Genomic DNA, 14,239 nt, shown 5'->3' with positions numbered 1-14,239 from the left:
CGAATCGCTGGACCGCCTGCAGGCCGAGGTGCAGGCCGCGCGGGCGGCCAAGGCCCAGCCCGGCAAGGCCCTGGCGGCCAAGGCCCAGGCCTGGTTCGGCTTCTACGCCAGCAACCCGCGCGACCTGGACCTGGGCTTCTATCTCGTCAATGGCCTGGCCCCGCACGGCCTGACGCACGAGTTGGACCGCGCCCTCAACGAACGCCTGCTGGATGCCCTGCGCCCCTGCGAGCAGGCGCTGGAGGAGCTGGGCCTGCCACCCGACGCCGCGGCGCGCGAGAATGCCGCCCTGTTCGCGCACGGCATGGGGCTGCTGCTGCTCAAGCACACCGGCCGCATCCGGCTGTTCGGGCAGGCGGCCGAAGCGCTGTTCGTGCAGTACGTGGACCGCCTGGTGGAGCGCTTCGACCCCACCGCGCCCGGCCGCTCGCTGCCGCAGCGCGACCTGTTCGCCGAGTGAGCTTCGCCCACTGACCATCCCCGACCGGCTCTGCGCCGGCCGGATGTTCCCCGGGCTTCGGCCCGCCCACACACGCTTTTCTCCGATCGCCATGCTCCTCGACGCCGACGACTCCCAACTGGTGCTGGTGGACTACCAGGCCCGCCTCATGCCCGCCATCCACGAAGGCCCGCTGGTGCTGGCCAATGCCCTGCGCCTGGCGCAGATGGCCCAGGCCCTGGACGTGCCCGCCTGGGGCACCGAGCAGAACCCCGACAAGCTCGGCACCAACCCGCCCGAACTGCGCGCCCTGTGCCGACGCACCTTGGCCAAGATGCACTTCAGCGCCGTGGCCGATGGCCTGGCCGACTGGCTGCGCCCGCCCGCGCGTCCCCAGGGGGGCAACGTGCGCAGCCTGCCCAAACACCTGCAGAAAGAGCGCGCCCAGGCCCCGCGCGAAGCCGAGCGCCCCAGCATCGTCATCGCCGGTTGCGAGGCCCACGTCTGCCTGATGCAGACCGCGCTGGAGCTGCTGGAGCAGGAGTTCGAGGTCTGGGTGGTGACGGACGCCTGCGGCTCGCGCACTGAGCGCAACCGCGACGCCGCTTTCGATCGCCTGGCAGGGGCGGGGGCTGAGCTGCTGACGACGGAGATGGTGGCCTTCGAGTGGCTGCGCACGGCGGAGCATCCCGAGTTCAAGGCGGTGCAAGGCTTGATCAAGTAAGGCGCATCGACCCCCGTTGCCCCGGCTACTCCCGCAGCATGAAGCGGGTGGTCGCCATCATCCGAAGGTTTTTCGATGCATTGATGGACGGCGTGTGCAGCACCCGCATGTCCATCAGGAAAACATCGCCGGCCTTCCCCGACATCTCCACGATCTCTGTGTCGCCGGCGCGCAGGATCGCCTGCACGTCGCCGGGCGATTTCAGGGAGGCCCGCAGCGCGCGGGTTGCCTCGCCGGGCATCCGGTGAGAGCGCGCCAGCGCCAGCGTGGCGCCGCCCTGCGGCACGACGTCGTCGATCAGGTAGAAGGCCTGGACGCCGGGAATGCCGTCGTCTGGCGTCGCGGCGATGTCCACGTGCCAGTTCAGGCCGTTCAGCGACCACTGTCCCTGGCGGGGCAGCGACATCAGGAGTTGCGTGCCTTGCCCTTCTTGTGGCGCCTTGCCGGTGAGGCCGCGGACCGCGCGCTGGACGTCGGGTGTGCTCAGCGCGCCGTGCAGATCGAGCTTCACCATCGACGACAGCCGGCCGATCTGCTGAAAGGGCGGCAAGGCGTTCAGCGATCCACCGGCGGCTCGTCCCTTGTTCCACACCTTCAGGCGCGCGAGTTCCTCGAGGATGCGTTCCCTGACCGCCCGCATGGCCGCCCTGGTGTGGAGCCCGCTCAGCCGCAGCAGACCCTGGTCATGGAACGCCTCGAGGTCTGATGGCGTTAAGGCGGGGCCGTAGGCGGTCATCGGTGGCGCTCGGCGCGGTGGGTGGGCCGATCATGCTAGCCCAAGCCCGGGTAAGCCCCGTCAGCCTCACGCAAGCCGCCTCTTCATAATTAAGAATTCAGAAGAGGCCGCCAGCCGGCAGGCCGCCCGAGGAGACACGCATGGGATACGCCGACTTCCACCGCCGCTCGATCGAGGACCCCGTGGGTTTCTGGACCGAGCAGGCCCGCCTGATCGACTGGCACAAGCCCTTCACCCGCGTCTGCAACCCCGACAACCCGCCCTTCGTGCACTGGTTCGAGGGGGGCCAGACCAACCTGTGCCACAACGCCGTGGACCGGCACCTGAAGGACCGGGCGAAGCAGAACGCGTTGATCTTCGTGTCCACCGAGACCGACGCCGAACGCATCTACAGCTTCGAGGAGTTGCACGCCGAGGTGCAGCGCATGGCGGCCATCCTGCTCGCCCAGGGGGTTCAGCGCGGCGACCGCGTGCTCATCTACATGCCCATGATCCCCGAGGCCGCCTTCGCCATGCTGGCCTGCGCGCGCATCGGCGCCATCCACTCGGTGGTGTTCGGCGGCTTCGCCAGCCATTCGCTGGCCAGCCGCATCGACGACGCCACGCCCGTGGCCATCGTCAGCGCCGACGCCGGCTCGCGCGGCGGCAAGGTGGTGGCCTACAAGCCCTTGCTCGATGAAGCCATCGCCCTGGCGAAACACAAGCCCGCCGCGGTGCTGCTGGTGGACCGCGGCCTGGCGCCCATGGCGCGCGTGGCCGGCCGCGACCGCGACTACGCCGCCTTGCGCGAACAGCACCTGAACGCCCAGGTGCCCTGCACCTGGCTGGAGTCGACCGACATCAGCTACACCATCTACACCAGCGGCACCACCGGCAAACCCAAGGGCGTGCAGCGCGACGTGGGCGGCTACGCGGTGGCCCTGGCGGCCAGCATCAAGCACATCTTCATGGGCGAGCCGGGCGAGACCTACTTTTCCACCAGCGACATCGGCTGGGTGGTGGGCCACAGCTACATCGTCTACGGCCCGCTGATCGCGGGCATGGCCACCATCATGTACGAGGGCCTGCCGATCCGCCCCGACGGCGGCGTCTGGTGGAAGCTGGTGGAGAAGTACAAGGTCACGGTGATGTTCAGCGCGCCCACGGCGGTGCGCGTGCTGAAGAAGCAGGACCCGGCCTACCTCAAGCAGTACGACCTCTCCAGCCTGAAGGCGCTGTTCCTGGCCGGCGAGCCGCTGGACGAGCCCACCGCCCGCTGGATCGCCGACGGCCTGGGCGTGCCCATCATCGACAACTACTGGCAGACCGAGTCGGGCTGGCCGATCCTGACCGTCGCCAACGGCGTGGAGCGCCAGCCCAGCAAGTTCGGCAGCCCGGGTGTGCCCATGTACGGCTACCGCGTGAAGCTGCTGCACGAATCCACCGGCGAGGAACTGACCGGCGCCGATGAAAAAGGCGTGGTGGTGATCGAAGGCCCCACGCCGCCGGGCTTCATGCAGACCGTGTGGCGCGACGACGCGCGCTTCGTCAACACCTACTGGAAGAGCATCCCGGGCAAGATGGTCTATTCCACCTTTGACTGGGGCATCCGCGACGCCGACGGCTATTACTACATCCTGGGCCGCACGGACGACGTGATCAACGTGGCCGGCCACCGCCTGGGCACGCGCGAGATCGAGGAGAGCATCGCCAGCCACCCCAACGTGGCCGAGGTGGCGGTGGTGGGCGTGGCGGATGCGCTCAAGGGCCAGGTGGCCATGGCCTTCGTGGTGGCCAAGGACGCCTCGGCGCTGGGCGATGCGAACGCCCAGCTCAGGCTGGAGGGGGACATCATGAAACAGGTGGACGCGCAACTCGGTGCCGTGGCACGGCCGGCGCGGGTGCGCTTCGTCTCCCTGCTGCCCAAGACGCGCAGCGGCAAGCTGCTGCGCCGCGCCATCCAGGCGGTGTGCGAGGGGCGCGATCCCGGCGACCTGACCACCATGGACGACCCTGGTGCGTTGCAGCAGATCCGGGATCTCCTGGCGTGACAAGGAGTTACCCCTAGGCCAGGGGGGCCGCGCCGGGCCCGGCGATATCATGCATGCTTATATTTCCAACCAAGCGCGGATGCCATGGCCGACATGATCGCCAGTGATGCCCAGGTCGAGAAAGGGCGGGTCTTCGAGCTCGCCGCCGAACTCTTCGGCGTGCTCTCCACCCCCATGCGGCTGCGCATCCTCAGCGCCCTGTGCGACCAGGAGAAGTCGGTCTCCCAGTTGTTGCGTGAGATCGACACCACCCAGCCCAACCTGTCGCAGCACCTGAACCTGCTCTACCGCTCGGGCGTGCTGGCCAAGCGCAAGGACGGTACGCAGGTGTTCTACCGGGTGCAAAGCGAGAAGGCCGTGATGCTGTGCCGCACCGTGTGCACCCAGATCGCGATCGAGATGGACGAGCCGGCCTCGGTGCCGGCGTCCGAGCGGCTGTCGCCGCGCGCGGTGCCCTGAACGGGCCCCGCTTTTTCACCACCCGTCACAGTATCGACGTGGGCATTGGCCCATGATCGCCCCCCTTGGCTCGGGGCGGTGGCACAATGCCGTCCGCAGTCAGGTCCTTCCAAGCACTGTCGCATCCGCCAACCGGTCCAGCCGTGTCGCGGAAGGTTGTCTTAACCAGCTAATGTCTTCCCGAGGAAGACGGAGGTCAGCGGATCCATGAGCGATACCCCATCGAACGCGGGCAACATCTACGTTGCCTACCAGGGCAACTCGTATCTCTTCGGCGGCAACGCGCCGTACGTGGAAGAGATGTACGAGAACTACCTCGCCAACCCCACGAGCGTGCCCGACAACTGGCGGGAATACTTCGACGCCTTGCAGCACGTTCCCGCCGTCGATGGCAGCAACGCCAAGGACGTTCCGCACCTGCCGGTCATCAACGCCTTCGCCGAACGCGCCAAGCAGGGCGGGACCACGGTGGTCGTCGCCTCCGGCGCCGATTCCGATCTGGGCCGCAAGCGCGTGGCGGTGCAGCAGCTCATCTCCGCTTACCGCAACGTCGGCGCCCGCTGGGCCGACCTGGACCCGCTCAAGCGCGCCGAGCGCCCCCACATCCCCGAGCTCGAGCCCTCGTTCTACGGCTTCACCGATGCCGACTACGAGACGGTGTTCAACACCAGCAACACCTTCTTCGGCCGCGAGACCATGTCGCTGCGCGACCTGCTCAACGCGCTGCGTGAAACGTACTGCGGCTCCGTGGGCGCCGAGTACAACTACATCACCGACCAGAACCAGAAGCGCTGGTGGCAGGAAAAGCTCGAGACGACGCGCTCGCGCCCGAGCTACAACGCCGAGAAGAAGAAGCACATCCTGGATCGCCTGACGGCCGCCGAAGGCCTCGAGCGTTTCCTGCACACCAAGTACGTCGGCCAGAAGCGCTTCTCGCTCGAGGGCGGTGAGAGCTTCATCGCCTCGATGGACGAACTGGTGCAGCAGGCCGGCAAGGCCGGCATCCAGGAAATCGTCATCGGCATGGCCCACCGCGGCCGCCTCAACGTGCTGGTCAACACCCTGGGCAAGATGCCCAAGGACCTGTTCGCCGAGTTCGACCACACCGCGCCCGAAGACCTGCCCGCCGGTGACGTGAAGTACCACCAGGGCTTCAGCTCGGACGTGTCCACGGCCGGTGGCCCGGTGCACCTCTCGCTGGCCTTCAACCCCTCGCACCTGGAAATCGTGAACCCGGTGGTGGAGGGCTCGGTGCGCGCCCGCATGGACCGCCGTGGCGACCCGCTGGGCAAGCAGGTGCTGCCCGTGCTGGTGCACGGCGACGCCGCCTTCGCCGGCCAGGGCGTGGTGATGGAAACGCTGGCGCTGGCCGAAACGCGTGGCTACTCCACCGGCGGCACGGTGCATGTCGTCATCAACAACCAGATCGGCTTCACCACCTCCGACCCGCGCGACAGCCGCTCCACGCTGTACTGCTCGGACATCGTGAAGATGATCGAATCGCCCGTGCTGCACGTGAACGGCGATGACCCCGAGGCGGTGGTGTTCGCCACCCAGCTCGCGCTCGACTTCCGCATGACCTTCCAGAAGGACGTGGTGGTCGACATCGTGTGCTTCCGCAAGCTGGGCCACAACGAGCAGGACACGCCCTCGCTCACCCAGCCGCTGATGTACAAGAAGATCGCGGCCCACCCGGGCACGCGCAAGCTCTACGCCGACCGCCTGGCGGCCCAGGGCATGGGCGAGACGCTGGGCGACGACATGGTCAAGACCTACCGCGCCGCGCTCGACGAGGGCCGCCACACGGTGGACCCGGTGCTCACCAACTTCAAGAGCAAGTTCGCCGTCGACTGGAGCCCCTACCTGGGCAAGAAGTGGACCGACAGCGCCGACACCGCGATCCCGCTGACCGAGTGGAACCGCCTGGCCGAGCGCATCACCACCATCCCCGACACCGTGACGCCGCACCAGCTGGTGAAGAAGGTCTACGCCGATCGCGCGGCCATGGCCCGTGGCGACATTCCGGTGGACTGGGGCATGGGCGAGCACATGGCCTTCGCCTCGCTGGTGGCCAGCGGCTTCCCGGTGCGCCTGTCGGGCGAGGACTGCGGCCGTGGCACCTTCACGCACCGCCACGCGGTCATCCACGACCAGAACCGCGAGAAGTACGACGAGGGCACCTACATCCCGCTGCAGAACGTGGCCGAGAACCAGGCCCCGTTCGTGGTCATCGATTCCATCCTGTCCGAAGAGGCGGTGCTGGGCTTCGAGTACGGCTACGCCTCCAACGACCCCAACACCCTGGTGATCTGGGAGGCTCAGTTCGGTGATTTCGTCAACGGCGCGCAGGTGGTGATCGACCAGTTCATCGCCTCCGGCGAAGTGAAGTGGGGCCGCGTCAACGGCATCACCATGATGCTGCCGCACGGCTACGAAGGGCAGGGCCCCGAGCACAGCTCGGCCCGCCTGGAGCGCTTCATGCAGTTGGCGGCCGACACCAACATGCAGGTGGTGCAACCCACCACGGCCAGCCAGATCTTCCACGTGCTGCGCCGCCAGATGGTGCGCCCGCTGCGTAAGCCGCTGGTGCTGTTCACCCCCAAGAGCCTGCTGCGCAACAAGGACGCGACCTCGCCGCTGTCCGAGTTCACCAAGGGCGGCTTCCAGACGGTGATTCCCGAGCAGAACGCCGAGGTGGTGAAGAACGCCGCCAAGGTCAAGCGCGTGATCGCCTGCTCGGGCAAGGTGTACTACGACCTGGTCAAGAAGCGCGAGGAAAAGGGCAGCGAGGACGTGGCCATCATCCGCGTCGAGCAGCTCTATCCCTTCCCGCATAAGGCCTTCAGTGCCGAGCTCAAGCGCTACCCCAACGCGACCGACATCGTGTGGTGCCAGGACGAGCCGCAGAACCAGGGCGCCTGGTTCTTCGTGCAGCACTACATCCACGAGAACATGCTCGACGGTCAGAAGCTGGGCTACGCCGGCCGCGCGGCCTCGGCCTCGCCGGCGGTGGGTTACGCCCACCTGCACCAGGAACAGCAGAAGCAGCTGATCGACGCCGCCTTCGGCAAGCTCAAGGGCTTCATCCTCACCAAGTAAAGACAGTCTGTCGGGCGCGCGACCTCGCGCTCGCGCCGCCACGCGCCCGACGCCCCCTCTAGAACGAACGCACGGAACAGAACATGGCAATCGTTGAAGTCAAAGTCCCGCAGTTGTCCGAATCGGTGGCCGAGGCCACGCTGCTGCAGTGGAAAAAGAAGGTCGGTGAGGCGGTGTCCGCCGACGAGATCCTGATCGAGATCGAGACCGACAAGGTCGTGCTGGAGACCCCGGCGCCCGCGGGTGGCGTGATCACCGAGATCCTTCAGGCCGACGGCGCCACCGTCGTCGCCGACCAGGTGATCGCGCGCATCGACACGGCCGCTGTGGCCGGTGCCGCCGCGGCGGCGCCCGCTCCCGCTCCCGCTCCCGCCGCCGCGCCCGCGCCGGCCCCGGCGCCTGCCGCTGCGGCGGCCGCGTCCACCAGCAAGGCCGGTGTGGCCATGCCCGCCGCCGCCAAGCTGATGGCGGACAACAACCTGGCTTCGGGTTCCGTGGCCGGCACCGGCAAGGACGGCCGCGTGACCAAGGGCGACGTGCTCGCCGCCGTGGCCGCGCCCAAGGTGACCGCGCCCGTCGCCATCCCCACCGGCGCGCCCACCAAGGCCCTGCCGCAGGTGCAGGTGGCCGGCCCCAACCTGGGCGACCGCCCCGAGGAGCGCGTGCCCATGACGCGCCTGCGCGCCCGCATCGCCGAGCGCCTGCTGCAGTCGCAGTCCACCAACGCCATCCTCACCACCTTCAACGAGGTCAACATGGCCCCGGTGATGGAGATGCGCAAGAAGTTCCAGGAGAAGTTCGAGAAGGAGCACGGCGTCAAGCTGGGCTTCATGAGCTTCTTCGTCAAGGCCGCCGTGCACGCGCTCAAGAAGTACCCGGTGCTCAACGCCAGCGTCGACGGCAACGACATCGTCTACCACGGCTACTTCGACATCGGCATCGCCGTGGGGTCGCCGCGCGGCCTGGTGGTGCCCATCCTGCGCAACGCCGACCAGATGAGCTTTGCCGACATCGAGAAGAAGATCGCCGAGTACGGCCAGAAGGCCAAGGACGGCAAGCTGGGCATCGAGGAGATGTCGGGCGGTACCTTCTCCATCAGCAATGGCGGCGTGTTCGGCTCCATGCTGTCCACGCCCATCATCAACCCGCCGCAGTCGGCCATCCTGGGCGTGCACGCCACCAAGGACCGCGCCGTGGTGGAGAACGGGCAGATCGTGATCCGCCCGATCAACTACCTCGCCATGTCGTACGACCACCGCATCATCGACGGCCGCGAAGCCGTGCTGGGCCTGGTCGCCATGAAGGAAGCGCTGGAAGACCCCGCGCGCCTGCTGTTCGACATCTGAGGACCACACGATGAGCCAGCAATTCGACGTCATCGTCATCGGCGGCGGCCCCGGTGGGTACATCGCGGCCATCCGCGCCGCGCAACTCGGCTTCAAGGTCGCCTGCATCGACGAGTGGAAGAACGCCATGGGCGGCCCCGCGCTGGGCGGCACCTGCACCAACGTGGGCTGCATCCCGTCCAAGGCGTTGCTGCAATCGTCCGAGCACTACGAGCACGCGGGCAAGCACTTCGCCGAGCACGGCATCGAGGTCAAGGGCCTGGGCCTGGACGTGGGCCAGATGCTCAAGCGCAAGGACCAGGTGGTCGAGCAGAACAACAAGGGCATCGAGTTCCTCTTCAAGAAGAACAAGGTGACGTTCTTCCACGGCCGCGGCTCCTTCGTGAAGGCGGCCGAAGGTGGCTATGAGGTCAAGGCGGGCGAAGAGACGCTCACCGGCAAGCAGGTCATCGTGGCCACCGGCTCCAATGCGCGCGCGCTGCCTGGTGCGCCTTTCGACGAAGAGAACATCCTCTCCAACGATGGTGCGCTGCGCGTCGGTGCGGTGCCGAAGAAGCTGGGTCTGATCGGCTCGGGCGTGATCGGCCTGGAGATGGGCTCCGTCTGGCGCCGCCTGGGCGCCGAGGTGACCATCCTCGAAGGCCTGCCGACCTTCCTGGGCGCGGTCGACGAGCAGATCGGCAAGGAAGCGAAGAAGGCCTTCGACAAGCAGGGCCTGAAGATCGAGCTGGGCGTGAAGGTCGGCGAGGTCAAGGCCTCGAAGAAGGGTGTGTCCATCGCTTATGCCAACGCCAAGGGCGAGGCGCAGACGCTCGAGGTGGACAAGCTGATCGTGTCGATCGGCCGCGTGCCCAACACCATCGGCCTCAACGCCGAAGGGGTGGGCCTGCAGCTCGACGAACGCGGCGCCATCGTGGTCGACGGCGACTGCCGCACCAACCTGCCGGGCGTCTGGGCCATCGGCGACGTGGTGCGCGGCCCCATGCTCGCGCACAAGGCCGAGGAAGAGGGCGTGGCGGTGGCCGAGCGCATCGCGGGCCAGCACGGCCATGTGAACTTCAACACCATCCCCTGGGTGATCTACACCAGCCCCGAGATCGCCTGGGTGGGCGAGACCGAGCAACAGCTGAAGGCCCGTGGCGCCGCCTACAAGGCCGGCACCTTCCCCTTCATGGCCAACGGCCGTGCGCGCGCGCTGGGCGACACGACCGGCATGGTCAAGTTCCTGGCCGACGCCGCGACGGACGAGATCCTGGGCGTGCACATCGTGGGGCCCATGGCCAGCGAGCTGATCTCCGAAGCCGTGGTGGCCATGGAGTTCAAGGCCAGCGCCGAGGACATCGCGCGCATCTGCCACGCGCACCCCTCGCTGTCCGAGGCGACGAAGGAAGCCGCGCTGGCCGTCGACAAGCGCACGCTGAACTTCTGACACCGCCTTGAGCGTCCGCAGCGCCTACGAGGCCGCGCTCAAGGAGCGCGGCTACACGCCCGACCCGGCCCAACTGCGGGCCGTGGACGCGCTGGAGCGCTGCGCGAACGAGTGGGCGCACTACAAGAGCAAGCGCTCCAATGCGCTGAAGAAGCTGATCAACCGGCCCGACATCCCGCGCGGCGTGTACATGTTCGGCGGAGTCGGGCGCGGCAAGAGCTTCCTCATGGAATGCTTCTTCCAGGCCGTGCCGCTCAAGCGCAAGACGCGCCTGCACTTTCACGAGTTCATGCGCGAGGTGCACCGCGAACTGCGCGACCTGCAGGGCACGCAGAACCCGCTGGACGTGCTGGGTGAGCGCATCGCCAAGCGCTACAAGCTGATCTGCTTCGATGAGTTCCACGTGGCCGACGTGACGGACGCGATGATCCTGCACCGCCTGCTGGACTCGCTGTTCCGCAACGGCGTGGGCTTCGTCACCACCTCGAACTTCCACCCCGACCAGCTCTACCCCGACGGCCTGCACCGCGACCGCATCCTGCCCGCGATCGAGCTGCTGAAGGAGCGGCTGGAGGTGGTGAACGTGGACAACGGCACCGACTACCGCCAGCGCACGCTCACGCACATCGCGCTGTACCACATGCCGCTGGGCCCGCAGGCCGAGGCGGCGATGGAGGCCACGTTCAACCAGCTCGCGGAAGCGGGTGACCTCAATCCGGTGATGGGCATCGAGTCGCGCCAGATCCAGGCGGTGCGGCGCGCGGGGGGCGTGATCTGGTTCGACTTCCGCACGCTGTGCGGCGGGCCGCGCTCGCAAAACGACTACCTGGAGATCGCCAGCGAGTTCCACACGGTGCTGCTGTCCAACGTGCCGCAGATGTCGGTGCGCATGGCCTCCGAGGCGCGGCGCTTCACCTGGCTGGTGGACGTGCTGTACGACCGCAGTTGCAAGCTGGTGATATCGGCTGCGGTGCCGCCGGAGGAGTTGTACCTCGAAGGGCCTTTGTCGCACGAGTTTCCGCGCACGGTGTCGCGGTTGACGGAGATGCAGTCGCAGGAGTACCTGGCGCTGCCGCACCGGGTTGTTGATACGGCGCTGACCTGATTCTTCTCCGGCTGCGCTGGTCGGTTCTTCTCCGTCTGCGCCGGTCGGTGGTGGACGGGGTGTGCGGCTCCGCTCATGTCCCCCGCCAAGCGCTGCGCCCTTGGCTCCTCCTTTACTTCGCTGCGCCGCACACCCCGTCCACCACCGACCTCATGGGCCATCGCCGCATGGATGCACGACCATCACTTCAGCTCGCGGGCGTGGGGTGTTCCACGCAGCGGCATAAAGGAGGAGGACCGGGCTGCAAGCCCGGTCCGGGGGACAGCCGCGGAGTGGAGTACCCCGCGACCGCGAGCGTGCGCGAGAGACCCCCGCGCGAAGGGTTGTTCAGATCAGCGGATCGAGCTTCACCACCACCAGGGACAGGTTGTCCCCGGTGCCCCGCGCCCGCGTGCGCGCCTTCTGGATCAGGAACTCGCAGGCCTCGCGCGGCGAGAGCATCGCGATGGTGCTGGCCAGTTCTTCGGGTGAGAAGTAATGCCAGATGCCGTCGCTGCAGGCCATGAGCGCATCGCCGGCGTTGAGCTTGGGCACCACGTGCAAGTCGATCGGCGGATCGTTCTCGGTGCCCAGACAGCCCATCAGGATGTTGGCGTGCGGGTGGTCCAGGGCTTCCTGCTCGGTGAGCTCGCCCTGGTTCACCAGGGTCTGCACATAGGAGTGGTCGGTGGTGCGGTGCAGCAGCTTGCCCTGGCGGAAGTGGTAGACCCGCGAATCGCCCGCGTGCACCCAATGGCTTTCGCCGTTGGGCAGCAGCAGGAAAGCCGCAACAGTGCTGTGCGGCTCCTGCTCGGCCGACACCGCCGTCAGCTTGATGACCATGTGCGACTCGTTGACGATCTGCTTGAGCAGGGCGCGCGGGTCGTCGGTCTCGGGGTCGAAGCGGTTGAAGAGCTGGCGCGCCGTGAGCATCACCTGGTCGGACGCCTTGCGTCCGCCGCTGCGTCCGCCCATGCCATCGGCCAGCACGGCCAGCAGGCAGTTGGGGATGCGCACGTGCTGCATCAGCTCGACCTGGTCCTGCTGGTAGTCGCGGTCACCCTTGTGGATGCCGGTCGATGCCAGGATGCGATAGCCTTTGCTCATATGGATTCGAACGGTTGGAGCGGCGGGAGCGCGGTGGACGCAATGGTATCCATTTATCCCCGGGTGGCCGGAGCATGAGCGGGCTCGACGCCCGCGTGGCGCAGGCGCTCGCGGGCGACGGCGCGCTGGCCCGCGCCTGGCCCGAGTGGCGCGCGCGCGAGGCGCAGGCCGCGATGGCGCAGGCGGTGGCGCAGACCGTGGAGGAGGGCGGCGCCTTGCTCGTGGAAGCACCGGCCGGCAGCGGCAAGACCGTGGCCTACCTCTTGCCCTGGCTGTTGTCGGGCCGCCGCGCGGTCGTCTCCACCAGCACGCACGTGCTGCAGCGCCAGTTGGCCGAACGCGACCTGCCGCGCCTGGCCAGCGCCACGGGGCAGGCGGTGCGCGTGGCGGTGCTCAAGGGCCGCGGGCGCTACGTGTGCCTGGCGCGCCTGCAGGCGGTGGTGGGCATGGGGCCGCGCATGGGGGCGCCGGCCGAACATGCCTGGCTGCGCGATCTGCTCGCCTGGGCCGAGCGCGGCGGCGATGGTGACCTGGACCAGGTGGCTGGCGTGGACGCCATCGCCGGCCTGCACGGCCGCGTCACGTCCACCAGCGAGAACTGCACGCGCCAGGCCTGCGCCCGCTGGGCCGACTGCCACGTGGAGCGCGCGCGCCGCGCCGCGCAAGCGGCCGATGTGGTCGTGATCAACCACCATGTGTGGCTGGCCGAGTTGGAACGGCAGCGGCGGGGGCGGCCCCGGCTGCTGCCGGAGGTGGACGTGGTGGTGTTCGACGAGGCGCATGCCTTGCACGGCCTGCGCGCGCGGCTCGACGCCGAGGTGATCGAGCACGCGGGACTGCAGCGCCTGTGGGCGGACCTCACCGCCCTGGCCGAGGGACCGCTGCGCGGCCTGCAGGCCTGGCGGCTGCTGGCACACGACGGGCAGGCGGCCACGCGTGGTCTGGCCCGGGCCTTGGGGACGGCGGTGCCCCGCGAGGGCCGCCAACCCTGGCCGTTGAGTGATCGCCAGGCGCCGTGGCGCCTGGCCATGGCGGTCGCGGCCGCGCAGGCCGCGCTGCGGGCCAGTGCAGACGCCGATCCGCGCCTGGGGCGCTTGCTGGAGCGAACGCGGGGGGCGGCGGCGGTGTTGCACGCGCTGCTGAGCAGCGACGAGCCGTCGGCGGTCTGGCTGGACTGGCAATCGCATGAGGACTGGGCCTGTCTGCGTCCGGCGGCGGAGCGCGATGCCTTGGCCGCGCACGCGCTGGCCACGGGCGCGCCGCTGGGCGCGCGCAGCGTGGTGCACGCCTCGGCCACGCTCGGGCAGGATGAAGCCCTCCAGTGGCACCGGGAAGCCCTGGCCATCGACCCGGCCTGGTCCCCGCGCACGCTGCGCCTGCGCTCGGACGACGGCGACCCCGGCGCCGCCGCACTGTACGTGCCCGACGACCTGCCCGAGCCCGCCGAGGCCACGCACTCACAGGCCTTGGCCCAACGGATCGTGCCGTGGATCGAGCGATTGGGCGGGCGCTGCCTGGTGCTGGCCACCACACGCCGCGCGGCGCAGCGCCTGGCGCAGGCCCTGCAGGCACGCGGCCGGCCGGGCTGGCGGGTGCTGCTGGTGGGCGACAAGCCCACGCACGCGGCACTGCAGGCCCTGCGGGATGCTGGCGCCGGCGCGCCCACGGTCGTGGTGGCCAGCGGCGCGCTGTGGCAGGGCATCGACGTGCCGGGCGAGGCCCTGCAACTGCTGGTGATCGACAAGCTGCCCTTTGCCCCGCCCGACGACCCCTGGCTGCAGCGGCG

Annotated in this window: 10 protein-coding genes and 1 pseudogene; 9 read left to right on the top strand and 2 right to left on the bottom strand. The window is 68.6% G+C overall.

All coding sequences use genetic code 11. The features are described 5' to 3' along the window. A pseudogene (locus tag VLG41_RS20160) lies at positions 1-460 on the top strand (TetR/AcrR family transcriptional regulator); the annotation flags it as partial. Between the two features lie 91 nt (positions 461-551). Further along, positions 552-1,163 (top strand): isochorismatase family protein, encoded by a 612-nt coding sequence (locus tag VLG41_RS20155; RefSeq protein ID WP_325351174.1) that lies wholly within the window; start codon positions 552-554, stop codon positions 1,161-1,163. A 25-nt stretch (positions 1,164-1,188) separates the two neighbouring features. Here VLG41_RS20155 and VLG41_RS20150 read toward each other — a convergent pair whose 3' ends face one another. Then, complete coding sequence (locus tag VLG41_RS20150) at positions 1,189-1,899, bottom strand: phytanoyl-CoA dioxygenase family protein (RefSeq protein ID WP_325351173.1); 711 nt, start codon at positions 1,897-1,899, stop codon at positions 1,189-1,191. Positions 1,900-2,039: 140 nt separating this feature from the next. On the opposite strand from VLG41_RS20150, the gene VLG41_RS20145 reads away from it, so the two are divergent. From VLG41_RS20145 to zapE, 6 genes are all read left to right on the top strand, one after another. After that, on the top strand, positions 2,040-3,929 hold the full coding sequence (locus VLG41_RS20145; RefSeq protein ID WP_325351172.1) for a propionate--CoA ligase: 1,890 nt from the start codon (positions 2,040-2,042) through the stop codon (positions 3,927-3,929). A gap of 84 nt (positions 3,930-4,013) precedes the next feature. Then, positions 4,014-4,388, top strand: coding sequence for an ArsR/SmtB family transcription factor (locus VLG41_RS20140; RefSeq protein WP_009517604.1), 375 nt, complete (start codon positions 4,014-4,016; stop codon positions 4,386-4,388). A gap of 207 nt (positions 4,389-4,595) precedes the next feature. After that, complete coding sequence (locus VLG41_RS20135) at positions 4,596-7,487, top strand: 2-oxoglutarate dehydrogenase E1 component (protein WP_325351171.1); 2,892 nt, start codon at positions 4,596-4,598, stop codon at positions 7,485-7,487. Positions 7,488-7,570: 83 nt separating this feature from the next. Beyond that, on the top strand, positions 7,571-8,833 hold the full coding sequence (gene odhB / locus VLG41_RS20130; RefSeq protein WP_325351170.1) for a 2-oxoglutarate dehydrogenase complex dihydrolipoyllysine-residue succinyltransferase: 1,263 nt from the start codon (positions 7,571-7,573) through the stop codon (positions 8,831-8,833). Between the two features lie 10 nt (positions 8,834-8,843). Next, positions 8,844-10,262 carry a dihydrolipoyl dehydrogenase gene (gene lpdA / locus VLG41_RS20125; protein ID WP_325351169.1) on the top strand — a complete coding sequence of 473 codons (1,419 nt, stop codon included), beginning with the start codon at positions 8,844-8,846 and terminating at the stop codon, positions 10,260-10,262. Positions 10,263-10,269: 7 nt separating this feature from the next. Further along, on the top strand, positions 10,270-11,367 hold the full coding sequence (gene zapE, locus VLG41_RS20120) for a cell division protein ZapE (RefSeq protein ID WP_325351168.1): 1,098 nt from the start codon (positions 10,270-10,272) through the stop codon (positions 11,365-11,367). 327 nt (positions 11,368-11,694) lie between these two features. On the opposite strand, the gene VLG41_RS20115 is transcribed toward zapE, so the two are convergent. Then, the gene (locus VLG41_RS20115) at positions 11,695-12,453 is read right to left on the bottom strand and encodes a PP2C family protein-serine/threonine phosphatase (RefSeq protein ID WP_325351167.1); all 759 of its coding nucleotides are present in this window, start codon (positions 12,451-12,453) and stop codon (positions 11,695-11,697) included. A 74-nt stretch (positions 12,454-12,527) separates the two neighbouring features. Here VLG41_RS20115 and VLG41_RS20110 point away from each other — a divergent pair. Beyond that, a partial coding sequence (locus VLG41_RS20110; RefSeq protein WP_325351166.1) for an ATP-dependent DNA helicase occupies positions 12,528-14,239 on the top strand: 1,712 nt, incomplete at its 3' end.

The organism is Hydrogenophaga sp. (assembly GCF_035481345.1).
Lineage (GTDB): Bacteria > Pseudomonadota > Gammaproteobacteria > Burkholderiales > Burkholderiaceae_C > Hydrogenophaga.
Note: the sequence above shows the minus strand (reverse complement) of the source record. Positions and strands in the feature narration are given on the sequence as shown.